Consider the following 25,762-nt stretch of genomic DNA (forward strand, 5'->3'; position numbering starts at 1 on the left):
ACGCTAGAAACGCTAGAAACGAAAAAGGGAAGCATCTGCTTCCCTTCATTTCAAATTGTTGAGTTACACCTCAACGTCAGCTTCCGTACGTCTTTTCTTAAATTCCCTATATAGTAATAAGCTCAAAGTCATAACGACTTTAGACGTTAACCATATCATTAAAAGGAACTACCTTAGATTGTGTGTGAAAAGTTACGTGAGTAATTGAGCATATTTTGTTACGAGAAATATGCCACATCAATAATAGCAAACGTTTTCTATAAGGTCACTCAAAACAAACTGCATGTCGGTATAAATTACAGGATCTGACGCATACGCTCTTGAGTTACCTCAACCAGCAAATCTGGTTGGAACTTAGAAATAAAGCGGTTACACCCTACTTTCTCCACCATCGCCTCATTAAAACTTCCACTTAATGAAGTATTTAGCGTAATGAACAGATCATGCATTCTAGGGTCAGTACGTACTTCGTGTGTCAGTTTATAGCCGTCCATTTCAGGCATTTCAGCATCGGTGATCATCAACAATATTTCTTGATTGATGTCTTTGCCTTCATCACACCAGCCCTTAAGTAAGGTCAGTGCTTCTAAGCCATCACAACACTCAATAATATTCAACCCAAGCTGCGACAAGGTGCCTTTGATTTGATTACGCGCTGTTGAAGAGTCATCAACGATAAGCACGTTACGTCCTATCATTTCCTGAGCTAACTGCTGATCTAACACACCTTCAGATATCGATACATCGTAATCAATGATCTCAGCCAACACTTTCTCAACATCGATGATCTCGACGATCTTGTGCTGCTCTTCTTCTTGAATATGCGTGATAGCGGTTAGGTAGTTTGCGCGGCCTGTTGTCTTTGGCGGCGGCTGGATTTCTGTCCATGTCGTATTGACGATATTACGAACTTGCCCAACCAAGAAACCTTGTACGGTTCGGTTGTATTCCGTAATGATCAGGTTACTCTCTTGAGATTCCGCACGAGATGGCGGAAAGCCAATGGCACTTCGCAGATCAATCACAGGTACCGATTCACCACGTAGAGAAGCAACCCCCGTAATATGATGGTGAGAGCCCGGTAAGCGAGTAAGTACTGGCACTTTTAGGACTTCTTTCACTTTAAATACGTTAATCGCAAATAGTTGACGACTATTTAAGCTGAATAATAAGAGTTCCAGACGGTTTTCACCGACTAGCTTGGTTCTCTGATCAACCGAATTTAAAACGCCAGACATACAACACCTTAGTGACAAATAATAACTGTGGCTACAATAGCCTACTTCAATAGGTTAAAGCAAAGCGCTAATGCACAGAATGCTTAAACTAAGTACAACAAATGATGTTATACAAAGCTTAAGTACATGGAAAGGTTCGGGGTAAGGCTTAAAGAAGAGAAAAAGAGTTAACCTTCAATAACTTTCATTAACAGTTGGCCATCGTATAAGGCCTGCTTGATGAGCGCAGCACCTGGCATGGTTGCCTGCTTATAAAAACGAGATTCCACCAGCTCTAAGTCTTTATGGTAAACCGATAGACTCTGCTCTTCGATACACTTTTGAATCGCCGGGTATAACACGCTCTTCGCCTGATTGATAACACCACCCACCAAGATTTTCTCTGGGTTGAATAGGTTAATCACAATCGCAATCGCAGAGCCTAGATAACGGCCTAACTGCTCAATCACTTCGACAGCCAATGGATCACCATCAGCAGCGGCAGCGCAGATCTGTTCAATAGTGACGTCTTCAAACACAGTTAGCGTTGATTCTTCACCATTTGCCAGTCGCTCTTTGACTTGCTCACGGATTGCCTGAGAACTCGCCACCGTTTCTAAACAGCCTCGGTTACCACAATGACAAAGCTTACCCTCTTTATCGATCTGGATATGACCCAGTTCACCGATATTACCGTGACGCCCTTGCAGAACGCGACCATCGAGAATGATCCCGGCACCTAAACCGTGGTGAATAGAGATAAGAACAGAGTTGTCGTTATCTTGTGAGTTACCAAACAGCTTCTCTGCTAATGCCCATGCTCGGGTATCATTGGCAATAAAAACTGGCAGACCGGTTTCTTTGTAGATCTCCGGCCCTAACGCTAAATTTTCAACGTTGTAGTGCGGCATTTGCAACACAATACCCTGCTCTGAATTCACAAGGCCTGGCAGTGTGATAGCGATACTCGTCACCCTGTCGAGTTGCTCAGCATAGGTTTGGAAGAACTCATCGATTTCATGAAGAAGACGCGCCAGCACATCATCTTGATCACGTTCGTGGATATCAATTTTGGTATCGATAAGCACGTCGCCGCCCAATTCATGGAGCGCGATCGTCAAGTATCCGCGACCAAGACGCATCGACAAAAATTGCCAACCTTCGTTATTGGTTTGTAGACCGACAGCAGGACGTCCACGAGTCGTGGCTTCTTGAACCGTGGTTTCGTGAATAAGGTGAGCTTCAATGAGTTCACGGGTAATTTTAGTAATACTCGCCGGAGCCAACTCACTTTGCTTGGACAGATCGATACGAGAAATAGGACCTTTAAGGTCAATTAGTTTATATACACGACCAGCATTGACCTGTTTGATATGATCAATATGGCCCGGTTGAGCCATGTACATTTTACGCTCCAGAAATCATCAACGAGGTAATTTTTTTACTTTGCGAAGTAATTGTGAAGTCACTTGGTATATCGCCGTGACCAGTATCACGTATATACATGAATCTTTGTGTATCGAGTCAAATTGTTCGAGGAAAATTAACACCCACATCGATAAATCGAGACTTAATTTTCATAAAAAAACATCGCGCTTGAGTGCTAAATACAATAAATATCAGTAAATACAGAAATATCTTCCTAGCTCCCAATAAATTATCAATTAATGCATATACTTAATTCAGTCTTGTAAAAGATTACTTGGTCTCACTCTAGGAGTATTCATGACAGCCGAATTAAGAAAAACGAAAATCGTCACAACGCTAGGCCCTTCTACTGATAAAGGTAACGTGCTTGAAGAGATCATCAAAGCCGGTGCCAATATTGTTCGTATGAACTTCTCTCACGGCACCAGCGACGACCATATACAACGCGCAAAAAAAGTCAGAGCAATAGCAAAAAGACACGGTACTCAAATCGCCATTCTCGGAGACTTACAAGGTCCCAAGATTCGTGTGTCGACATTCAAAGATGGCAAAATCCAACTTGCCGTAGGCGACCTGTTCACTCTCGATAGCAGCCTAGGTTTAGGTGAAGGCAATCAAGAAGCCGTTGGCCTTGATTACAAAGAACTGCCTAACGACGTATCCGCCGGCGATATACTGTTGCTTGACGATGGTCGTGTTCAACTCAAAGTAACCAAAGTGGAAGGCTGTCGCGTTCATACCGAAGTCATCATTGGCGGCCCACTCTCAAATAACAAAGGCATCAACAAAAAAGGGGGTGGCCTTTCCGCAGAAGCGCTAACAGAAAAAGACAAGCGCGACATCGTCACCGCCGCACAAATCAAAGTGGATTACCTAGCGGTGTCTTTCCCTCGTAATGGTGAAGACATGCACTATGCTCGTCAGCTTGCACGAGAAGCCGGCTTAGAAGCTCACCTCGTCGCAAAAGTGGAGCGAGCAGAGACAGTAGCTACAGTTGAGAACATGGATGACATCATAATGGCCTCAGATGTGGTCATGGTTGCTCGTGGTGACCTCGGAGTGGAAATTGGCGACCCTGAGTTAGTCGGAGTACAAAAACAGCTTATACGCCGTGCCAGAGCGCTTAACCGAACTGTCATCACCGCAACTCAGATGATGGAATCAATGATTTCTGCGCCAATGCCAACCCGTGCCGAAGTTATGGATGTTGCCAACGCCGTACTCGATGGCACCGATGCTGTGATGCTGTCTGGTGAAACTGCAGCTGGTGACTACCCAGTCGAGACCGTAAAATCGATGGCTGAAGTCTGTATTGGTGCGGAAAAAATGGCAGGCATTAATAACCAATCCAATTACCGTATTGACCGCACCTTTGTTACTGCCGAAGAAACCGTTTCGATGGCGACCATCTACTCTGCAAACCATATGGAAGGCATTAAAGGCGTTGTCACTCTCACCGAGTCAGGCCGCACCGCACTGATGATGTCTCGCCTGAGTGCCGACATGCCGATCTACGCGCTGTCTCGTAACGAAGGAACGCTTAATCGCTGTACCTTATACCGAGGTGTGACACCAATCTACTTCGAGACAGAAGCCGAAGACAGCTTTGACATTGCACTATCTACACTCACTTGCTTGAAAGAGAAAGGACACCTTAAGTTTGGTGACCTAGTGATCGTCACTCAAGGCGACATTATGGATGTAGCAGGGTCAACCAACTGTATGAGAATCTTGCCTGTCACCTAATATTTGACCTTAAGGCGAAACGATTCGCCTAATCTCAAAAACTTAAAAGGGTTATCGAACCAAGTTCAATAACCCTTTTTCATTTCAGAACACGACTCACTAAAATCTGCTTAAACAGCATAACGAGCTCACAGCATGCTAGCTCATCAACTTCGGGAATTAGTTACCCGCAGCAATGGTGGCTAACTGTGGCATATGCGAGTTGCGAGCGTTTTCCGTTGAGGTATAGGTCTCCACAAATCGGTAACCGGCTTCTAAACCCAATTCGTAATCATGCAGTAAATCATCTTTATGACTCATTAATGAGCTCGATTTAAGCGTTTGACTAGGTGCTATCTGAACCACAAACGCGTCGTCTGGTGGCGAATTCAAAAAATCCTGAGTCAATGAGTAGGTCTGATAATGCACCATCAGCATGTCAGCCAACCCTGAATCAAACTTATCTCCGATTAAATGACTTAAGCGATAAATATCATCTGCACCAAATAGCCAGCGACCACCGTTCAGCAGGTCTAAATGCCCACGGTCACGCTTCTGCTCTTTTGAGCGCATAATTTGTTGTTGGAAGAAAGAGGTCCAGTCGGTTTTCCACTGTTCCAGTTTCTGTTGCCAATGGCCTTGAACACTGTCGAAAGATTCGCGGAACCACTCCAGTTCTTCTGCAGATATAGGTTTAGGCGCTTTGACTGAAGATCCCTTAACTGGTGCTTCAACCAAATGGGTATTACCTTCCTCCACCACTGGCTCAGTACGAATCACCACAATAGAACGAGCTTGTCTTCGCCAGGCTTCCTGAACTGGGATACACGCCGATACACCACCGTCCACATAAGCACTGTCACCAATAAAGACTTCGTCATTGTACAAGCGAGGAATAGCACAGGTCGCAATCATCACCTTGTACCAATCTTCGCCCAATAATGGGAAGTAGTGGTCTCGTAAGTCTTTGGAATCCGTTACAGCCGCATAGAAGTGGCGATCGCCTAGCGTTTGTCGCCCTAAATCCAGATCGAGCTTATATGGGTAAGCCATGATTTGTTCTAGCGCCCATTCTAATCCTAGGTTCTTTCTGTGTCGTATATAGGAAAAGAGATTGAAGAACTCTGGTGAGGTTGTGAGGTCGAGAACAAAAGAACGTCCAAGGCCTTTATCACGGCACAGATAAGCACATAAGTTGAGAGCACCTGCTGAGGTACCAAAAAATTCGTCGAAGGGGTCAAAATTTGAGAGAAGAAAGGCATCCAGCACTCCAGAAGTAAAAATACTTCTCTGTCCGCCACCTTGAGCGACCAGTGCTGTTTTTCCAGCAATAAACTTAGCGTAATAATCCAAGTCTATTGCTGTATCAATATTGGTTATAATCCCACTATTCATTATTCCCTGAGTATCAAAACTCAGCCTCGCAATAGATGGTATTAACTACCAATCGCAATAAAGCCAAATGAAAGAATGATCATGTAGATAAACACGGTAATTTGTAGGGCATTTTTCAGATTATGGTCCATAGACACCTCTGGCTTGTTATTAATTTGTCGAGTCTCTATTTAAGTACTATCAGGTGTGTGAAGTATCTTCAAGAATCGTCGAAATTAGTCGCACAATATTGATGTAACCATCACAATTAGTATGTGTATGGATAAGGATATACTCATGAATAACAAAGCAAATATGATGGCACTGATTACGCTTCTCTCCGTTTCAAGCGCGTATGCTTCGCCGGAGATCATCATTACACCTATGGTAGGTTATACCGGCGGTGGCAGTGTCGAAGACCAGGACGGTAAAACCTATGACATGAAAGGCTCTGAAAATTACACCTTTGCCATTGAAACGCCACTTGAAAAAGGACGCATCGGCTTCTTCTACTCCAATCAGAGCTCAGAATTAGAAACGCTCAACCTAAGCTCCTCCATCCAATACCTGCACCTTCAAAGCAGCATCTACTACCCTGCTTCGCCTGTGTTGTCGGGTTATCTAGGGCTAGGCCTGGGTGCTTCTTACGTCGATGTAGACTGGGCAAAAGATAAGTATGGATTCTCAACTTCTATCTTTGGTGGCTTAGAGTACAAATTTAGTGACCGACTAGCGTTGAACACACAAGTACGTTGGTTAGGCACGGTTGTCGACAACGATACCTCCGGTGTTTGTAATATCCCAAATAACGGGCAAGAGTGCATCATTCGCTTTGATACCGACTGGATGAACCAATTCCAAGCCAATGTCGGACTGAGTTTTACTTTCTAAGCGGCTCAATGAAGCAAAAATATAAGATCGGCCCAAACTAAAAACCAGCTAAATGCTGGTTTTTTCATTATTAAAACGGTTTTAGTTCAGGTTAGAACTTATAGGTAACACCTAAAGCGCCGCCCACTTGCAACTCAACACCTTTATACATATCGAGTTCAGGGTGAACTTGAGCGTAAGCATTCCAACCTTCGTAGAAATTCACTTTCACGCCTAACGGCAAGCGTAAGCCAAAGTCGTCATTCCATTCAGCCCAAGCACCAGCACCGACGTACCAGCTCAACGGAGCTTCAGTCTCGAACTGACCACGCTTCAAAATGTAATCAAAGGCAGCGCCGTCATTGCCAATCGTAGCACGGTATTTCTGATCAAATTCCACAACGACACTCAGGTCTTGGTCAATGGCGAGTCCCACTTCCAAAGCTGGAGCTTCAGAAGCTTGAGCAAACGAGGCTCCGCTGCAGCACATAAGGCCGATCAAGTAACGATGTTTCATAATATTCTCAGACTGTATTTAAAAAACGGAAGTCTACTGGAATCTCAGCAAAAGGTGTCATCGCTGGGTAAAAGATAAAAGACACGAAAAATTTAAGAGCAACCATCAACTGATCGAGTTGAATGATAAGTATCTGAGTTAATGGAGATTAAGCACAATAGATCTTTCATAGAGCAGAAAACAAAAAAGGAGGCCTTTCGGCCTCCTTTCAATTTATTGAATCAGAGAATTAACCGTTGTTACGGATCCACTCATCCATGTCTGTCTTAAGGTTGTCAGACTTAGTACCGAAGATAGCTTGTACGCCACCAGCAACTACAACAACACCTGCAGCGCCTAGTTTCTTCAGTTTGTCTTGGTCAACAACTGCTGTATCAGCTACTGCAACACGTAGACGAGTAATACAAGCGTCAAGACCAGTGATGTTCGCTTTGCCACCGAATGCAGCAACTAGCTCACCAGCAAGTTCAGAACCAGTCGCAACTGACTCTTCTTCAGTCTCGTCTTCACGGCCTGGAGTTTTAAGGTCTAGAGCTTTAATCACAGTGCGGAATACGATGTAGTAAATTGCAGCGTAAGCAATACCACATACAACCATTAGACCCATCTTAGACGCGTTGCCAGATAGAACTAGGAAGTCGATTAGACCGTGTGAGAAAGATGTACCATGTACAAAACCTAGAGTGTTCGCAAGAACGTATGCAGAACCAGCTAGTAGAGCGTGGATTGCGTACAGTACTGGAGCAACGAATAGGAAAGAGAATTCGATTGGTTCAGTGATACCCGTTAGGAATGAAGTCAACGCAGCAGAAGCCATGATGCCCATTACTTTAGCGCGGTTTTCAGGCTTAGCTGAGTGTGCAATCGCGATTGCAGCAGCAGGTAGACCGAACATCTTGAACATGTAACCACCAGCTAGCTGACCGAAGCCATTGCCCGCTGCACGAGATGCGTCATCAGCAACTAGGTAACAAGTAAGAACACCGTTTTGAGTTTCGCCAGCAGCGTTTACACAAGTACCAGCTTCAAAGAAGAAAGGTACGTTCCAAACGTGGTGAAGACCAAATGGAATTAGAGAACGCTCAACGATACCGTAGATACCAAACGCCACTTGTGGGTTTTGGTGAGCAGCCCAATCAGAGAACGCAGAGATAGCGCCGCCAACTGGTGGCCATACTACAGATAGTAGGATTGCTAGACCAATCGCAGAGAAACCTGTGATGATTGGCACAGCACGCTTACCAGCGAAGAAGCCAAGGTACTCTGGTAGTTGAATACGGAAGAAACGGTTGAATGCCCAAGCAGCAACACCACCGACTAGGATACCACCTAGTACACCAGTATCGATTTTATCAACGCCCATTACACCAGCCATTACGCCAAGTGTAGCAGTCATGATGCCGTAACCAACGATAGCAGCTAGACCCGCTACACCATCGTTGTTAGTAAAGCCAAGTGCAACACCTACTGCGAACAGTAGTGCCATTTGACCGAATACTGAACCACCAGCTTGTTCCATTAAGTTTGAAACGATTTCTGGAATGAAAGGAAGATCTGCTGCACCGACACCTAGCAAAATACCCGCAACTGGTAAAACTGATACTGGAAGCATCAGAGACTTACCAACTTTCTGCAGGCTAGCAAAAAGGTTCTTAAACATGTTTATGCTCCTGATAAAGATAAAATAATTATATTGGGTTCTAACGGCACACCCCCGTAGCCTATATGTTAGCACCCTGCGAAAATGTAACCATGTATTGCATTATATTTTCTGCCGCTAAATATATATTGATGGGGAACTAACTTTCTAGTCACTTACGAAATTTAGTTTCAAAACACGTCTTGGATCACATGTCAAATCTAGAAATGCAATCCTTTACAAGCATTTAATCAATTGAAATATATAAGTATTTTTCAAGAGCCCTATTATTTTACTGAGTAAATAAAATAGGAGCGAATGTTATTTTTAGTAACAAAATTACAAATGTTATAATTAGCGCTCTCAAGTTCAACATAATTCGTAAACATTAAAAAAAAACGTATTTTTAGTGATCAAAAACACAAAAAGGGAGCTTTCGCTCCCTTTTATTTGTTTACTTAGATTTTTATCGCAAAAAAAGTTTTTGGTAATTTTTGGTCGTTTGTTCGGCAACCTCTTTCATCGACACACCTTTTAATTGCCCAATGTAGGCCGCCACTTCGACGACATATGCAGGCTGATTCTGCTTCCCACGATATGGAATGGGCGCCAAATATGGAGAATCTGTCTCGATCAGCAACCTGTCTAGCGGTAGGTTCTTAACAACTTCTTTAAGTTCTGTAGCCTGCTTAAAGGTCACAATGCCTGAAATTGAGATATAGAAACCTAGTTCCATTGCTGCTTCAGCGAACGCTTGATCTTCGGTAAAGCAGTGAATCACACCACCACACTTCTCAGCTCCGCCATCACGTAAAATAGCTAATGTGTCTTCACGTGCGTTACGAGTGTGAATGATCAAAGGTTTATTCAGCTCAACGGCTAACTCAACATGCTGCTTAAATCGCAGCTGTTGCAGCTCCGCCGTCTCTGGTTGGTAGTGATAATCTAAACCTGTCTCTCCAATCGCCACAACCTTAGGGTTGCTCGCGTATTCACGCATTGTCTCTAGGCTGAAATCACTTTCAACATCGAGAGGGTGAACGCCACAAGAGGCTTTAACGTTATCAAACGGCGAGATCATCTCGAGCATATTTTCAAACGAATCGAGTGTCACACCGACAGAAAGCAATTGGTCTACGTTAGCAGCCTTCGCCTTGTTAACCACATCTTCTACGCTGGTGTGTAAATCTTGGTAATCCAGTTTGTCTAAATGACAGTGGGAATCTACGAACATGTTTCCTCGCAAGTGGCTATCAGCCAATTCATTATGAGTAGCTCCGTATTGAGCCCAGGGTGTTGCTTTAACTGCTCAATCAATGTCAGCAGTTTATTCGATGCTGCATAAGAACTTTGATAAGACATCGCCTCACACAATGCTTTCGCACTCGGAGTGAAAGCCTGATTCGCCAAACCAAAATGCAGCTTCTGTACATCTGACAATAGATGCCAAAGCCAGCCAAGTTGAATCAAAGGGTCTTTGCTAAGCTCTGTAGAGAACTTTAGCATGTCAGGTTGAGTGCCTTTTATCACATTCACAAAGCCATCGAGCGCTTTTGTTGAAGCTTCAACGCCACCTTGCTCAAACATCGCTTTTGCTTTTAAAGGCGCGTTGTCATTGAGTGCTAAAATATACTGCGGTACCGCTTTGCCCACTTCACCATCTAACCACGCTGATGCTGTCTCTAACTGCGGACAAACCACATTGAATTGCTGACAACGGCTAATAATAGTCGGCATTAAGCGATTACTGTTACGAGTAGACAGAATGAAGATGCACTTGCTTGATGGCTCTTCCAGAGTTTTCAATAGTGCGTTGGAAGCCGATTCGTTCATTGCTTCAGCAGGGTTAAGCAAAATAACGCGCAAACCACCTAACTGAGAAGACTCTTGAGCCCAGCGGTTACTGGCACGCACTTGATCAACCGTGATCGACTTACCTTCTTTCTCGGGTGAGATCACATGAAAATCAGGATGACTGCCCGACTTCATTAACTCACAGCTGTGGCAAAACCCGCACGACTCGCTTTCATAGTTCGTGCACATCAATGCGTCGGTAAGTTGGCTAATCAAAGCATCAACGCCGAGCCCTTCCGGTGCATTAACAATCACAGAGTTAGGAAAACGCTCTGCATCGAGACTTTTTTTCCACTCACTCCATACCGGTGTGAGCCAAGAATACACTTCAGCCATGACTACCTACTGTTTGTCGAGCCAAGCAGTTAGCGCGACTTTAATATCAGCGGCTACTTGCTCAATTTCTTGCTGCGAGTTAATCACAAGTACAGAATCATCTTGTTCTGCAATTTCTAGATAGCGCTCACGCGTGCGGTCGAAAAATGAGATGTCCATCTTTTCAATTCTATCAAGCTCACCACGGCCTCTAGCACGCTCTAGCCCTACTCTAGGGTCTAGGTCCAAATATAGCGTTAGATCGGGTTTAAAGCCGCCTAGCGTGGTTGCTTTCAGTGATTCCATAGTCGTGCGCGCGATCTGGCGACCACCACCTTGGTATGCCTGTGAAGACATATCATGACGATCACCCAATACCCATTGACCATTGGCGAGTGCCGGCTTGATGACGTTCTCGACTAATTGAACACGTGCTGCATACATCAACAGCAATTCAGTCATGTCTTGAAGCTTCTCGCCTTCGTGCTCTTCTTTAACCAATGAACGCATCTTTTCAGCTAAGACAGTACCACCCGGCTCGCGAGTATTAACAATATCTTCAACACCCGATGCTTTTAATGTCTCAACGATGGCATTGATTGCTGTGCTTTTGCCAGCGCCTTCAAGGCCTTCAACCACGATAAATTTCGACTGATTCATAATTATTTCTTTATCTGTTTTTTCTTAATTGCTTTAAGTAAGCTCGCACTGCACGGTTATGCTCAGTCAAACTCTTTGAAAATACGTGACCACCTGTTCCACTCGCAACGAAATACAAGTAGTTGCTCTTCTCTGGATTCAACGCCGCGTTGATAGACGCTTTGCCTGCCATAGCGATAGGTGTCGGTGGCAAGCCACTCATTGTATAGGTGTTGTAAGGCGTTGGTGTGCGTAAGTCTTTCTTACGGATGTTGCCATCGTAGCTGTCACCCATGCCATAGATAACCGTTGGGTCAGTTTGCAAACGCATACGCTTGTTTAGACGGTTAACAAACACAGAAGAAACACGCTCACGTTCTGACGCAACAGCGGTCTCTTTCTCAATGATAGATGCAAGAATTAACGCTTCGTATGGCGATTTAAGAGGCAGCTTATCCGCTCGATTTTCCCACTCTTCATTCACCACGCTCATTAGGTCTCGATGCGCGCGCTTCAACAAATCTAAATCAGTGGTGCCGTAGGTGTAGTGATACGTTTCTGCTAAGAAGAGACCTTCTAGCTTTTCGTTTTCAATACCCAACTTTTCAGCGATCTCTTTTTCAGAAACGCCATCCAATGTCTGTTGAATGAATTCGTTGTCTTTTAGCTGAACAAGCCATTCGTCAAAACGACTGCCTTCAACAAAGGTAATAGTAAACTGGTGTTCTTTCCCTTCTGCAAGCACCTGTAGCGCTTGCTCTAAGGTTAAACCCGGTTCAAGCAGGAAAGTACCCGCTTTTACGTCTACAAGCTCAGGATGTAACTTACGGATTAATTTCTCGTAAGGAGAAGCCTCAAACAGCCCCTCGTTAATCAACTGGGCTAGAACGCGGTTAAAGCTGCTACCTGAAGCAACAGTCACGACTTGTGGTTTTTCTAATTGAATAACTTGTTTCAGGTTATCTTGCGCTTGGTTGTAAACATAAAAACCAGCAGCACCGGCTGCAATTAAGCACAAGATAATAAAAATAAATAACTTTTTGATCACGAGTTTAGTTGTCCTTGAAGGCTACGAGTAATGGTTCCAATGTTAAATTGGGTATCACTAATACGGGTAACTGGGGCAACCCCTAAAATGGAGTTTGTCATGAAAACCTCATCAGCTTGCATGAGTTGAGATAAGCAGTAGTCACTAATTGTAACGGAAAGTTCAGCCTGATTCAGCGCGGTTAACACTTGCTTACGCATAACCCCCGCGACACCACTTTGAGTGAGTTGAGGTGTATATATCGACTGACCTTTGCGCCAGAACAGATTGGCCATGGTGGTTTCAATCACATTGCCCGATATATCAAGAACCACGCCATCCACTTCATTAGCTTGATCCATTTCATCTTTCATCAAAATCTGCTCAAGGCGATTATTGTGCTTATGGCCAGCCAGTAGTGGGCTCAAACCTAGCGCTTGATGGCAGATACCGAGTTCAACACCGGAGTCTTGCCACACTGAATAATGGCTTGGGTAATCAAAGGTACTGATGGTGATTGTCGGCTTGGCGATATTCTTGGTACTGTAGCCACGCCCACCCGCTCCACGACTAACGTGCAGCTTGATCCCTGCTTTTTGATTATGAGGCTTGTTGGCGTTATGGAGCTTCTTTGAACCATCAAGGCTCTTTGTGCCATGAAGAGCGTTATGTTGGATGTGTTGAAGCGCAGTATCGAGCCAAAGACTAACAACATCCCAATCAAGAGCAGAAATGCGTAGCGCTTTAAGGCACTCGTCGACACGGTGCTGATGATCGTGAAGATGTTGTATCTCACCATCACTTACGAGCATTGTCGTAAAACAGCCGTCTCCGTACTGAAACGAGCGATCCAAAATATCGATAGTTTGCTGGCTTTCTCCATCAACCCAAAACATGTTTTTCCCCATAAAAAGAAACGGCTCAATGCTAAAGCATCAAGCCGTTTAAAAACAAGTCTAATTGTGACTATCTACGAGTGTTTACGTCTTTAATAAGATGATTAAATCTTTTTGAAGATCAAACAGCCGTTTGTACCACCGAAACCGAATGAGTTACATGCAGCATATTCCATGTTGCTAACTTCACGCGCAGTGTGAGGTACTAAGTCAATATCTAAGCCTTCTTCAGGATCATCTAGGTTGATTGTTGGTGGAACAATTTGGTCAACCAGAGACATAGCCGTGATGATAGCTTCAGCAGAACCAGCAGCACCTAGAAGGTGGCCTGTCATTGATTTCGTAGAAGAAACCAATACTTGCTTGCTGCCTGCTTCGCCAAGAGCACGCTTGATGCCCTTAACTTCCGCTACGTCACCTGCAGGAGTCGAAGTACCGTGTGCGTTTACATAACCGATTTGTTCACCAGTAATGCCAGCATCACGCATAGCCGCTTCCATTGCTAGTGCGCCACCTGAGCCATCTTCACTTGGAGATGTCATGTGGTAAGCGTCACCCGACATACCGAAGCCAACTAGCTCACAGTAAATCTTAGCGCCACGAGCTTTCGCATGTTCGTACTCTTCAAGAACCATCATGCCTGCACCGTCGCCAAGAACGAAGCCATCACGGCCTTTGTCCCATGGACGAGAAGCTTTTTGAGGCTCATCGTTACGAGTAGAAAGTGCTTTAGCCGCACCAAAACCGCCCATACCTAGTGGAGTTGATGCTTTTTCAGCACCACCCGCTAGCATTGCGTCTGCATCGCCGTATGCAATCATACGAGCCGCGTGACCAATGTTATGTAGGCCAGTCGTACATGCAGTAGAAATCGCGATGTTTGGACCGCGTAGGCCACGCATGATAGACATGTGACCAGCAATCATATTCACGATCGTCGACGGTACGAAGAACGGGCTGATCTTACGAGGGCCTTTTTCAGTTAGAGCTTGGTGACCGGCTTCGATCAAACCAAGACCACCAATACCAGAACCAATAGCAACACCCACACGTGGAGCGTTTTCTTCAGTAATAGTTAGGGCTGAATCATCTAAAGCTTGAATACCTGCTGCGACGCCGTACTGGATGAACAAGTCCATCTTACGAGCATCTTTTTTAGTCATATACTCTTCGCAGTTAAAGTCTTTAACTAGACCTGCAAAACGAGTTGAGAAATTGGTTGCATCAAAATGATCGATATTAACGATACCACTTTGACCAGCTAGCAGGGCTTTCCAAGAAGATTCTACAGTGTTGCCTACCGGTGACAACATACCCATGCCAGTGACAACTACACGACGCTTGGACACGATTTTACACTCCGGGGATTGAGGTGATTTAAGATGAGGATAGATGAGTTAGATAAAACACAGGCGGTCGAGGTGACCGCCTGGGAGAGATTATTACTGAGCGCTAGTTACGTAATCGATAGCTGCTTGAACAGTAGTAATTTTCTCAGCTTCTTCATCTGGGATTTCAGTGTCGAATTCTTCTTCTAGAGCCATTACTAGCTCTACTGTGTCTAGAGAATCTGCACCTAGGTCATCAACGAAAGAAGCTTCGTTTTTAACTTCAGCTTCGTCTACACCTAGCTGTTCAACAATGATTTTCTTTACGCGTTCTTCGAGGTTGCTCATTTTTTCTTTTCCTTTACAGAGTTCGCTTTATGCGATGTTTTCCGTAGTTTATTCAATCTATTGAAAGTTGCAAGGTCAACTTTTCTGGTCAAACCACAATTTTCACGATTTTAACCGAAATTACGTATGATCTTGACTTAAATCATGCACAAATGTTGCACATAATTTACACCATGTACATACCGCCATTGACGTGAAGTGTTTCACCTGTGATATAAGCTGCCGCAGGTGACGCCAAAAATACCACAGCTTCAGCGATTTCGCGAGGGTCACCTAGTCGACCTGCTGGTACATTCGCCAAAGTTGCTGCACGTTGGTCATCATTTAGCGCTTTAGTCATGTCAGTTTCGATGAAACCAGGAGCTACAGTGTTCACTGTAACGCCACGAGACGCAACTTCACGAGCCATTGATTTAGTAAAACCAATTACGCCTGCTTTTGCAGCTGCGTAGTTAGCTTGACCAGCGTTACCCATTGTACCTACTACAGAACCAACGTTTACTATACGACCTTGACGCTTCTTCATCATGCCACGCAATACAGCTTTAGACATGTGGAAGATAGGCGTTAGGTTAGTATCGATGATGTCATTCCATTCGTCGTCTTTCATACGCATCAGTAGGTTATCACGAGTGATACCTGCGTTGTTAACTAGAATGTCAATCGCACCGAATTCATCGTTGATGGTTTTCAGTGTAGCAGCAATTGAGTCAGTATCCGTTACATTAAGAGCAAGACCTTTACCGTTCTCACCAAGGTACTCGCTGATTGCAGCTGCGCCGCCTTCAGATGTCGCAGTACCGATAACTTTAGCACCACGCTCAACTAAAAGTTCAGCGATTGCACGACCGATGCCACGGCTTGCGCCTGTAACTAGTGCAACTTTGCCTTCTAAATTCATCATAACTTCTCTATTAAGTGGTTATTTACTTAGCAGCTTCTAGTGATGCAGTATCATTAACTGCAGCAGCTGTCATAGTTTTTACGATTCGTTTTGTTAGACCAGTAAGAACTTTACCAGGGCCTAATTCAAGTAGCTTCTCAACGCCTTGCTCATTCATCGCTTGTACACCTTCAGTCCAACGAACTGGGCTGTATAGCTGACGAACAAGTGCGTCTTTAATTTTTGCAGGGTCTGTTTCAGCAATAACATCAACGTTATTGATAACAGGCAATGCTGGCGTGTTGAACTCTAGAGCTTCTAGAGCCACTGCTAGCTTATCTGCTGCTGGCTTCATCAGTGCACAGTGAGACGGCACAGAAACAGGTAACGGAAGTGCACGCTTAGCGCCCGCTTCTTTACAAAGTGCACCAGCACGCTCTACTGCAGCTTTGTTACCCGCGATAACAACTTGGCCAGGAGAGTTAAAGTTAACTGGAGACACAACTTCGTCTTGCGCAGCTTCTTCACACGCTTTAGCAATCGCTTCATCGTCTAGACCGATGATTGCGTACATTGCACCAACACCTGCAGGAACCGCTTCTTGCATCAGTTGACCACGTAGTTCAACCAGCTTGATCGCTTCTTTAAAGTCGATAACGCCGGCACATACAAGAGCAGAATATTCACCTAGGCTGTGACCTGCTAGATTTACAGGTTGCTCTAGGCCAAGCTCTTGCCATACACGCCAAATTGCAACAGACGCTGTTAATAGAGCCGGTTGAGTGCGAAAAGTTTCATTTAGATTTTCTACAGGACCATCTTGAACCAATGCCCATAGATCGTAACCAAGTGCTTCTGAAGCTTCAGCAAATGTCTTTTTAACAACATCATACTGTTCGCCTAGGTCAGCAAGCATACCGATAGCTTGAGAGCCTTGGCCTGGGAATACGATAGCAAATTTGCTCATTGTAATTTTCCTTTAAGCAAAGCAAAAAATTGAATAAGGCACATAAGTTATGTGCCTTGTTTGTTGATTATCGCTTAGGGTTAGAATTTAACTAACGCAGAACCCCAAGTGAAGCCGCCGCCAAATGCTTCAAGTAGAAGCGTTTGACCACGTTTAATTCGCCCGTCGCGAACAGCCTCATCTAGGGCCGTTGGTACGGTAGCTGCTGACGTGTTGCCGTGCTTATCAAGAGTAATCACTACTTGATCAAGCGACATCGTCAGCTTTTTAGCGGTTGCCGAGATAATACGGTAGTTCGCTTGGTGTGGAACTAACCAATCAAGCTCTGACTTATCCATATTGTTCGCCGCTAAGGTGTCTTTAACTAGCTTAGAAAGCTGAGTTACCGCCACTTTAAATACTTCGTTGCCCGCCATGTGCAGCCATTTGTCTGCATCACCGCCGCGCTCTGGTACTTCTAAGCTTAGAAGCTCACCGTATTTACCATCAGAGTAAATATGAGTAGACAAAATACCTGGCTCTTCGCTTGCGCCTACAACCACCGCGCCTGCTGCATCACCAAATAGGATGATAGTAGAGCGGTCAGTCGGATCACAGGTTTTTGACAGTGCATCAGCACCAATTACCAAAACGTTCTTACACATGCCAGTCTTGATGTGTTGATCAGCAACAGACAGTGCGTAGACAAAACCAGAACACGCTGCAGCCAAATCAAACGCAGGGCAGCCTTTGATACCAAGCTTGCCTTGTACCTGACATGCCGAAGACGGGAATGTGTGGCTACTGCTGGTTGTCGCAACGATGATTAAATCAATCTCATCTTTGTCGATACCTGCCATTTCAATGGCATTCTCAGCAGCGTAAAACGCCATATCAGCAACGGTTTCGTTTTCCGCTGAAATACGACGCTCTTTAATACCAGTTCTAGCAACGATCCACTCATCGCTAGTCTCTACCATTTTCTCTAAGTCTGCGTTCGTACGCACCTGAGATGGCAAGTAGCTGCCAGTACCTAAAATTTTGCTATACATGAAGACTAATAATGCCTCTCGAGTAAAACCGCTTCCAAACGATCGCTAATGCGGCTGGGGACTTGTCGTTTGACCTCGTGTACTGCTTCACCAATCGCGTTGACGACTGCAGACACATCAGCACTTCCATGACTTTTAATGACAATGCCGCGCAATCCTAACAAACTTGCGCCGTTATACTGGTCGGGGTTCAAGGTTTTTAATTCAGTAAATAGCTCAGAAAACAGCATTCTGGCTATCCAACCCTTTATTGTTGAAGCCATCATGCGCGTTTTTAGCTTATCAATAAAGAGCTGAGCCGTACCTTCGCACGTTTTTAAGCAGACATTGCCCACAAAACCATCACATACGACGACATCAGCAGCATCTTGAAGTAATTGATTACCTTCAATATAGCCTATGAAGTTCACAGACTGAGTATTAGACAACATTTCAGCGCATCGTTTTACAAGGTCATTGCCTTTAATTTCTTCTGCGCCGATATTCAAGATAGCGACACGTGGCGCGCGACCTAAATGTTGTTCCGCTAATGCACTGCCCATTACGGCAAACTGAAACAGTGAATCTGCGTCACTAGAAACGTTCGCCCCTAAATCAAGCATCCATGTACGGTTGCCAGAAGCAGTAGGCAAAGCTGAAACCAATGCAGGCCTATCAATGCCGGGAAGAAGTTTGAGTCTGAAACGAGATAGCGCCATCAGTGCGCCGGTGTTACCACCACTCACACAAGCATCAGCCTGTGATTCAGCAACCAAATCAATAGCAGCACGCATAGAGCTACCCTGACTGTTACGTAAGGCTAGTGACGGTTTTTCAGAATTGGAAATGACTCGATCACAATGCTGGATACTCAAACGAGAATCAGGCATTCGACCTAATGAAGATAATTGAGATGTGATCGCGTTTCGATCACCTATTAGAATGACTTTTAGCTCTGGGAAATACGACAGTGCCTGCACGGCGGCAGGCACTGTTACACGAGGACCGAAGTCCCCGCCCATTGCATCAAGCGCAACGGTTAGATTTTGCAAAGGTCAACCTTACTTGTTGATAACCTTTTTGCCGCGGTAGAAACCTTCGGCAGTCACGTTGTGACGTAGGTGAGTTTCACCTGAAGTTGCGTCTACAGAAAGTGCAGCTGTAGTTAGCGCATCGTGTGAACGACGCATGCCACGCATTGAACGTGATTTCTTGCTCTTTTGTACGGCCATTGACCCTACTCCTATGTAAATTCTTAAAGAAGCAATTACTTCTTTAAGCTTTTTAAAACATCAAATGGATTCGGCTTTTTGTCTTCCTCAATTTCTTCAGGAAGTTCACCAAACACCAAGTTATTTGAGTTAACGCTACATTTCGCATCGTCGTGCATTGCTATTTGTGGCAATCCAAGGATGAACTCGTCTTCAACTAATTGAATCAGGTCTAACTCACCGTACTCGTTCAGATCTACCAAATCGTACTCTTCCGGTGCTTCCTCTTCACTTTTCTCACTGTAAACAGGAGTATAAGTAAATTGGACATCGCACTCATGTGCGAAAACCTCATTACAACGTTGACACTCTAAATCGACTTCGACGTTAGCTTTACCAGAGATAACGACTAATCGTTGTTCATCAAGCCCAAATGACATTGAGACTTGCGCGTCACGTTTTACGCCTTCAGTTGCTTCAGTTAAACGCTTCAAAAGACTGACCTGAATGATACCATCCATATCGAGTCGTTTTTGAGCCGTTCTTGCCGGATCAACTGTACGCGGTATTTTTTCCTTTTGCATAGGGCGCGAATCTTATCTTCCAAATCGTGTTTAGTCAAAGGAAATGGCAAAAAAAATGTACTTTCCTGCCTTTCCTATTCAGAGCATTATGAATAGCAGGACAAGTTACGTTATCCTGAGATAAATGCTTCCTTGAATTGTAAATTAAAATGAGAAATTACCAACTAGTTTTAGCCTCTACATCACCATTTAGGCAAGAGATCCTCAAAAAACTACAGTTAAGCTTCATTACAGCCAAGCCAGACTGCGATGAAACGCCGCTTCCTGAAGAGACACCACAACAGTTGGTGATGCGCCTTGCTGAGACCAAAGCTAAGTCTTGTGTTGTGGAGCAACCTAGCTTAGTCATTGGTTCTGATCAGGTTTGTGTGATTGATGGAGAGATCATAGGTAAGCCTCACACTCGAGAAAAAGCGATCGAGCAGTTATCTCGTCAAAGCGGCAAGAGCATTACTTTTTATACTGGGCTTTCGGTTTGGAACAACGAGACCAATGAAGCTGACACGCGTCTCGACACCTTTGTTGTGCATTTCCGCGATTTAACTAAGCAACAGATCATGAGTTATGTCGAGAAAGAACAACCTTATTACTGCGCGGGCAGTTTTATGTGTGAAGGGTTAGGCATCGCGTTGTTTAAACAGATGGAAGGTAAAGATCCAAATACTTTGATCGGCTTACCGCTGATCGATCTAGTCGATATGTTAGAAGCGCAAGGAATGGGGGTACTATAACGGATACGCTCTCTTTGTTAGAGATTCCCTACTCCTTCCTTCGTCAGTCTAGGGAATGGCGGAACACGCAATTTTATCTAACCAACTAATGATATAGAGCGTGATTTTAAAAAGTCGTCATCCTCAAGGGCGAGGAACGAGCGACTTGGGGATCTTCTACAACAGATGAAAACAAAAAAGGTTGACGATATTCGTCAACCTTTCTCATTTATGGATACTGAAGAACAAATTTAGAGGCACTCTATACCTTCGTATCTCGTATCTTCTTAAAGCTTACGTAAACCAGTTAGGGCTTTCTCTAGCCTTCTTTCCATTGGCGCCGAGATATCCATCTTCTCTTCACTACCTGGGTGTGTGAACTTGATGTTTGCTGCATGTAGGAACAGACGATCAAGACCAACCTTACCCGTGTAAGCATCAAAACGACGATCACCGTAGCGATCATCCCAAGCAATTGGGTGACCAGTATACTGAGCGTGCACACGAATTTGGTGTGTTCGGCCTGTAATTGGGCTTGCTTGAATCAACGTCGCCTCTTGGAATTTTTCTAAAACCTTAAAACGGGTTTCAGAAGCTTTACCATTCGGGTTAACTCGAACAATGCTGTTCACTTCATTTTTCAACAAAGGTGCGTTGACGACTTTGCAGCTGTTCTTCCATTCGCCCATAACTAAAGCGAAGTAGTATTTTTGAACCGTTTTTTCACGGAACTGTGCTTGAAGGTGTCTTAGCGCCGAGCGCTTCTTAGCAACAAGCAAAATGCCAGACGTATCTCTATCGATACGGTGCACTAATTCAAGAAAACGAGCATCAGGGCGAAGAGCACGTAATGCTTCAATCGCGCCAAATTTTAATCCGCTACCACCATGAACAGCAGTGCCAGACGGTTTGTTAAGAATTAGCATGTGATCATCTTCATAAATGATGCACTGTTCTAATTCTGAAACCTTGTTGAGTTTCGTGCTCGGCACGTTCTCTTCTGTTTTCTCTTCAATAGTAACCGGAGGGATACGAACTAAATCGCCAGCTTTTAGTTTGTACTCAGCCTTGATGCGTTTTTTATTTACGCGGACTTCGCCTTTACGCACGATTCGGTAAATCATGCTTTTCGGGATGTTTTTTAATTGGTTGCGTAAGAAGTTATCAATACGCTGACCAGCCATATCTTCGTCAATGTCGACGAATTGGACTTGGGTTCTAATTTCGCTCATTGCGCTATTGTATCACTGTCACTTTTGATAATTGAGATTTTCTTAGCCCTATTCCGAACTTATTTATCCCTAATCCTTACCGATCTATCCCAAAATGGTCATTGAAGTTCTATATTTCTTTGATTCTTCGAACAAAAAAGCATCAAGATTCCTGCAAATTAAAATATCAATTGATAAATTATTTATAGACAGTGAGTTAGAGCTATCAAAACCCAAACAAAAACTGTTTTTTTTACAGCATTCCGACAAAGCAGATTGCTGTGTTTACCGACCGCTGCTATAGTTCACAGCTGCTATCAATGGTTTGACTATTATTTAAACAGCTAACCATTCATAAGCAAGTAAATGAGTAGATAACTCAGATTAGACAGTGCTGCAATCGGCGTAAGACACGGTCAACTGAGTTCCTTATCGCTCTACTCACGTACACTCATGTTGAGTATTCACCGCCACATCGCGGATCATAGGCTAAATCCCTATGATGACTGACGTGCCCCAGAGCATCCCTCTCCAGCCGGGAGGCTGCACCGATAAAGCCATGGGATCTGGCACCATGAGAAACGAAATAAAGCGATAAGAACAATGATGAAAATAAGAAAAGACAATGAGAATTTCTAAATGAAAAGAATGTTAATTAACGCAACTCAAAAAGAAGAGTTGCGTGTCGCTTTGGTTGATGGCCAACGACTGTTCGATCTAGATATCGAAAGTCCAGGTCACGAGTCAAAGAAAGCGAATATCTACAAAGGACGTATTACCCGTATTGAACCAAGCCTAGAAGCGGCATTCGTTGATTACGGCGCAGAACGTCACGGTTTCCTCCCTCTTAAAGAAATTGCCCGCGAATACTTCCCTGAAGGTTATACATACCAAGGCCGTCCTAGCATTAAAGAAGTGCTAAAAGAAGGTCAAGAAGTAATCGTACAAGTAGAGAAAGAAGAACGTGGTAGCAAAGGTGCTGCACTGACAACTTTCATCTCTTTAGCTGGTAGTTACTTAGTTCTTATGCCTAATAACCCTCGTGCTGGCGGTATTTCTCGTCGTATCGAAGGTGATGAACGCACTCAACTGAAAGCAGCATTAAGCACTCTTGAGCTTCCTCAAGGTATGGGCTTAATCGTGCGTACAGCGGGTGTTGGCAAAAGTGCAGAAGAGCTAGAGTGGGACCTGAATGTTCTATTGAACCATTGGGGCGCTATCAAGCAAGCTTCTGATTCAAATGCAGCTCCTTTCCTAATTCACCAAGAGAGTAACGTTATTGTTCGCGCAATTCGTGACTACCTACGTCGTGATATTGGCGAGATTCTAATCGACAGCAATACTATTTTTGAACGTGCACAAGCGCACATTCAATTAATACGCCCAGATTTCATGAATCGCGTTAAGAAATACGATGGTGAAGTGCCACTATTCAGCCATTACCAGATTGAAAGCCAGATCGAATCTGCTTTCCAACGTGAAGTTCGTCTTCCATCTGGTGGTTCTATCGTAATCGACCCAACAGAAGCACTGACTTCTATCGATATCAACTCTGCTCGTGCAACAAAGGGCGGCGATATTGAAGAAACAGCACTTAACACTAACCTAGAAGCTGCCGATGAAATTGCACGTCAATTACGTCTACGTGACCTAGGTGGTCTTGTTGTAATCGACTTTATCGATATGACCCCGGTTCGCCACCAACGCGAAGTAGAAAGCCGTCTACGTGATGCCGTTCGTTTAGATCGCGCACGTGTTCAGATTGGTCGTATTTCTCGCTTTGGTCTTCTAGAGATGTCTCGTCAACGTTTGAGCCCATCACTAGCAGAAGCAAGCCACCACATTTGTCCTCGTTGTACAGGTACTGGTGTTGTTCGTGATAACGAATCTCTAGCACTTTCTGTTCTACGTTTGATTGAAGAAGAAGCTCTAAAAGACAACACAGCACAAGTACTTGCTGTTGTGCCTGTTCCAATCGCTTCTTACCTTCTGAACGAAAAACGTCGCTCAGTAAACCACATCGAGAAGAACCAAGAAGTTAAGATCACTGTTGTTCCTAACTCAGACATGGAAACGCCGCATTTTGAGGTTATCCGTGTTCGTGAAGGTGAAGAGTTCGATCTACTATCTTACTTGCTGCCTAACAAGCTAGAAGCTCTAAAAGAAGCGGAAAGCAAAGAGCCTGCTGAACAGACTATTCGTCCTAAGAAGATCGAAGAACCTGCTCTGAAAGGCTTCGCAGCTCCTGCTCAATTAGCACCAACTCCTGCTCCAGCACCTAAAGCTGTAGAAGAGAAGAAAGCTGAACCAGCAGCGACTCAAGAACCAGGCCTAATTGGTCGTTTCTTCAAAGCTATCGGTAGCTTCTTATTTGGCTCTTCAACTCAAGAAGAGAAAAAGGAAGAAGAGAAGAAAGAAGAAGAAAAACCTAAAAACAATCGTAACAACGGCAACCGTCAACGCCGTGATCGTAACGATAACCGTCGTCGTAACCAACGTGGTGAGCGTGGCGAACAGCGTAACGACCGTGGTGAACGTGGTGACAATCGTAACGAAAACCGTGACAACAAACGCCGCCGTAAGCCAGCTCGTGATGAGAAGCCTGAAGAGCAAAAAGAAGCAGCTCCACAGCAAACTCGTCAGCCTCGCAAGCCTAAGCAAGACCGTCGCAACAAGCCACGTGATGAGCAGAAGCAACGCGAAGAGCAAGCACCATCTAAATTAGCAGAAGAAGGTCTACAGCTAGCAGCAGAAGCACAAGCTGGTAAACCGGAAGCGCCTAAGGCTAAACCTGAAGCGAAAGCAGCTAAGATTAAAGAGCGTCGTCAGCGTCGTAAACTGAACAAGCAAGTTCGTGTTAAAGACCAACAAGCTCAAGCTGAAGATAACGCTTCAAAAGAGCAGGTTGCTGCTAAAGAACTATCTGTTTCAAAAGAACAGTCAGTAGCTCAAGAGCAAAAAGTTGCGGAACAAGTAGAAGCAACTCAAGCGAATGCAGAGCAAACTGAACAGGAAGAGCCGAAACAACGTCGTAACCGTCGTTCTCCACGTCACCTACGTGCAAGTGGTCAACGTCGTCGTCGCGGTCGTGATCGTCGCCCTAACCCATTCCGCCTACGTAAAGGTGGTGTAGCTTCTCCAGAGATGGCTATGGGTAAAGTGATGCCTCGCTTCATTCCAAAACCTCACCACAAGCAGGCAAAGCCTGAAGTGGCTGAAGTTCAAGTAGCAGCTGAAGCTCAAACATCTGTTCAAGAGCAGAATGTTGCTCTAGAGACGGCACCACAAAGCAATGTAGCAATGACTGGCGGCTTCGCATGTCCAGAGCTTGCAATGGGTAAAGTTATCATCCGTCGTGAAGATGCTGCTGTTGAAGCTCAAGTAGCTGAGACTCCTGCTGTAGTTGAAGCTCCTGCAGTCGTTGAAGAAGCACCAGTGGTTGTTGAAACCGCGAAAGTTGAAGCTCCAGTGATTGCAGAAGCGACGAAAGTTGAAGCGCCTGTTGTAGCAGAAGCTGTGCAAGCAGAAGCAACACCAGTTGTTGAAGCTGAAGCGCCTAAAGCTGAAAGTGCAAAAGTTGAAGAAGCACCTGTTGTTAAAGCAGAAGCTCCTAAAGCGGCACCAAAGGCAGCTGTTGCTAAGAAGCAAGCCGGTTCACCAATGACTAAAGCTCCTGGTCCTCAAGAGATCAAAGAGATTGAAGTGATTGCAGCTCCGTTCCGCACTGAACGTTTTGTATCGAAAGGTGCAGGCAGTCAGGCAGCGTCGAACAAAGCTGGCGCGGCGATGACTAAGCCAAACTACTAGTGATTACTGATAGGTAATCGCGAGTAAATAGAATCAAAGGCTGCTTATTAAAGCAGCCTTTTTCATATCTACTAATCGAATAAAAATTAACAGATATATTACTCAAAGTTAGGTTCAACCTTGAACTTAATCACATTTTTGGGTAGCATTCGCGCACTTATCTTTTCGACACTTCGCTATTGCCGCTCTTTTCCATCACTGT

24 protein-coding genes are annotated in these 25,762 nt (G+C 44.6%); 4 read left to right on the forward strand and 20 right to left on the reverse strand.

The genetic code is table 11. The features are described 5' to 3' along the window. Positions 1 to 296 precede the first annotated feature (296 nt). Positions 297 to 1,238, reverse strand: coding sequence for a chemotaxis protein CheV (locus tag F0229_RS00885; protein WP_076656977.1), 942 nt, complete (start codon positions 1,236 to 1,238; stop codon positions 297 to 299). A gap of 167 nt (positions 1,239 to 1,405) precedes the next feature. Beyond that, a complete protein-coding gene (locus F0229_RS00890) occupies positions 1,406 to 2,623 on the reverse strand; it encodes an ROK family protein (protein WP_048607464.1) in 1,218 nt (405 codons plus the stop codon). A 319-nt stretch (positions 2,624 to 2,942) separates the two neighbouring features. Between F0229_RS00890 and pyk the strand changes: the two genes are divergently transcribed. Continuing rightward, positions 2,943 to 4,391 (forward strand): pyruvate kinase, encoded by a 1,449-nt coding sequence (gene pyk, locus F0229_RS00895; protein WP_171732060.1) that lies wholly within the window; start codon positions 2,943 to 2,945, stop codon positions 4,389 to 4,391. 159 nt (positions 4,392 to 4,550) lie between these two features. Here pyk and F0229_RS00900 read toward each other — a convergent pair whose 3' ends face one another. Next, positions 4,551 to 5,765 (reverse strand): patatin family protein, encoded by a 1,215-nt coding sequence (locus F0229_RS00900; RefSeq protein ID WP_171732061.1) that lies wholly within the window; start codon positions 5,763 to 5,765, stop codon positions 4,551 to 4,553. Between the two features lie 41 nt (positions 5,766 to 5,806). Beyond that, the gene (locus F0229_RS00905) at positions 5,807 to 5,896 is read right to left on the reverse strand and encodes a YnhF family membrane protein (protein WP_100214626.1); all 90 of its coding nucleotides are present in this window, start codon (positions 5,894 to 5,896) and stop codon (positions 5,807 to 5,809) included. 145 nt (positions 5,897 to 6,041) lie between these two features. On the opposite strand from F0229_RS00905, the gene F0229_RS00910 reads away from it, so the two are divergent. Further along, a complete protein-coding gene (locus tag F0229_RS00910) occupies positions 6,042 to 6,635 on the forward strand; it encodes an outer membrane beta-barrel protein (protein ID WP_017067207.1) in 594 nt (197 codons plus the stop codon). A gap of 91 nt (positions 6,636 to 6,726) precedes the next feature. Here the strand turns inward: F0229_RS00910 and F0229_RS00915 are convergent, their stop codons facing one another. From F0229_RS00915 to yceD, 15 genes are all read right to left on the reverse strand, one after another. Next, on the reverse strand, positions 6,727 to 7,131 hold the full coding sequence (locus tag F0229_RS00915) for a hypothetical protein (protein WP_017062144.1): 405 nt from the start codon (positions 7,129 to 7,131) through the stop codon (positions 6,727 to 6,729). A gap of 229 nt (positions 7,132 to 7,360) precedes the next feature. Further along, entirely contained in the window at positions 7,361 to 8,791 is a 1,431-nt protein-coding gene (gene ptsG / locus F0229_RS00920) for a PTS glucose transporter subunit IIBC (protein WP_048610590.1), read from the reverse strand. A gap of 445 nt (positions 8,792 to 9,236) precedes the next feature. Next, positions 9,237 to 10,004 (reverse strand): TatD family hydrolase, encoded by a 768-nt coding sequence (locus F0229_RS00925; protein WP_017067206.1) that lies wholly within the window; start codon positions 10,002 to 10,004, stop codon positions 9,237 to 9,239. Then, positions 9,995 to 10,960 (reverse strand): DNA polymerase III subunit delta', encoded by a 966-nt coding sequence (locus tag F0229_RS00930; RefSeq protein ID WP_171732062.1) that lies wholly within the window; start codon positions 10,958 to 10,960, stop codon positions 9,995 to 9,997. Before F0229_RS00930 ends, F0229_RS00925 begins: the two co-directional genes overlap by 10 nt. 6 nt (positions 10,961 to 10,966) lie before the next feature. Next, positions 10,967 to 11,599 carry a dTMP kinase gene (gene tmk / locus F0229_RS00935; protein ID WP_171732063.1) on the reverse strand — a complete coding sequence of 211 codons (633 nt, stop codon included), beginning with the start codon at positions 11,597 to 11,599 and terminating at the stop codon, positions 10,967 to 10,969. A 10-nt stretch (positions 11,600 to 11,609) separates the two neighbouring features. Next, positions 11,610 to 12,626, reverse strand: coding sequence for an endolytic transglycosylase MltG (mltG, locus tag F0229_RS00940; protein ID WP_171732064.1), 1,017 nt, complete (start codon positions 12,624 to 12,626; stop codon positions 11,610 to 11,612). Next, entirely contained in the window at positions 12,623 to 13,501 is an 879-nt protein-coding gene (gene pabC / locus F0229_RS00945) for an aminodeoxychorismate lyase (RefSeq protein WP_171732065.1), read from the reverse strand. The genes mltG and pabC overlap by 4 nt, the downstream gene beginning before the upstream one ends. A 104-nt stretch (positions 13,502 to 13,605) precedes the next feature. Continuing rightward, positions 13,606 to 14,850, reverse strand: a complete 1,245-nt coding sequence (fabF, locus tag F0229_RS00950; RefSeq protein ID WP_010437291.1) for a beta-ketoacyl-ACP synthase II — start codon at positions 14,848 to 14,850, stop codon at positions 13,606 to 13,608. A 93-nt stretch (positions 14,851 to 14,943) separates the two neighbouring features. Further along, positions 14,944 to 15,177: an acyl carrier protein gene (acpP, locus tag F0229_RS00955; protein ID WP_004737381.1), complete on the reverse strand. Its 234-nt coding sequence runs from the start codon at positions 15,175 to 15,177 to the stop codon at positions 14,944 to 14,946. Positions 15,178 to 15,343: 166 nt separating this feature from the next. Further along, on the reverse strand, positions 15,344 to 16,078 hold the full coding sequence (fabG, locus tag F0229_RS00960) for a 3-oxoacyl-ACP reductase FabG (protein ID WP_171732105.1): 735 nt from the start codon (positions 16,076 to 16,078) through the stop codon (positions 15,344 to 15,346). A gap of 25 nt (positions 16,079 to 16,103) precedes the next feature. Beyond that, a complete protein-coding gene (gene fabD, locus F0229_RS00965; RefSeq protein ID WP_017063479.1) occupies positions 16,104 to 17,027 on the reverse strand; it encodes an ACP S-malonyltransferase in 924 nt (307 codons plus the stop codon). Positions 17,028 to 17,107: 80 nt separating this feature from the next. Continuing rightward, a complete protein-coding gene (locus F0229_RS00970; protein ID WP_048659715.1) occupies positions 17,108 to 18,058 on the reverse strand; it encodes a beta-ketoacyl-ACP synthase III in 951 nt (316 codons plus the stop codon). 5 nt (positions 18,059 to 18,063) lie between these two features. Further along, positions 18,064 to 19,089 (reverse strand): phosphate acyltransferase PlsX, encoded by a 1,026-nt coding sequence (plsX, locus tag F0229_RS00975; protein WP_017062152.1) that lies wholly within the window; start codon positions 19,087 to 19,089, stop codon positions 18,064 to 18,066. A 9-nt stretch (positions 19,090 to 19,098) separates the two neighbouring features. After that, positions 19,099 to 19,269 (reverse strand): 50S ribosomal protein L32, encoded by a 171-nt coding sequence (gene rpmF, locus F0229_RS00980; RefSeq protein WP_004737376.1) that lies wholly within the window; start codon positions 19,267 to 19,269, stop codon positions 19,099 to 19,101. A 35-nt stretch (positions 19,270 to 19,304) separates the two neighbouring features. Continuing rightward, a complete protein-coding gene (yceD, locus tag F0229_RS00985) occupies positions 19,305 to 19,832 on the reverse strand; it encodes a 23S rRNA accumulation protein YceD (protein ID WP_017062153.1) in 528 nt (175 codons plus the stop codon). Positions 19,833 to 19,981: 149 nt separating this feature from the next. Between yceD and F0229_RS00990 the strand changes: the two genes are divergently transcribed. Further along, entirely contained in the window at positions 19,982 to 20,563 is a 582-nt protein-coding gene (locus tag F0229_RS00990) for a nucleoside triphosphate pyrophosphatase (protein WP_017062154.1), read from the forward strand. 266 nt (positions 20,564 to 20,829) lie between these two features. Here the strand turns inward: F0229_RS00990 and rluC are convergent, their stop codons facing one another. Next, a complete protein-coding gene (rluC, locus tag F0229_RS00995; protein WP_017054981.1) occupies positions 20,830 to 21,774 on the reverse strand; it encodes a 23S rRNA pseudouridine(955/2504/2580) synthase RluC in 945 nt (314 codons plus the stop codon). Between the two features lie 618 nt (positions 21,775 to 22,392). Here rluC and rne point away from each other — a divergent pair. Further along, on the forward strand, positions 22,393 to 25,560 hold the full coding sequence (gene rne, locus F0229_RS01000; protein ID WP_171732066.1) for a ribonuclease E: 3,168 nt from the start codon (positions 22,393 to 22,395) through the stop codon (positions 25,558 to 25,560). Positions 25,561 to 25,762 lie beyond the last annotated feature (202 nt).

The organism is Vibrio sp. AIC-3, from assembly GCF_013114515.1.
Lineage (GTDB): Bacteria > Pseudomonadota > Gammaproteobacteria > Enterobacterales > Vibrionaceae > Vibrio > Vibrio crassostreae_C.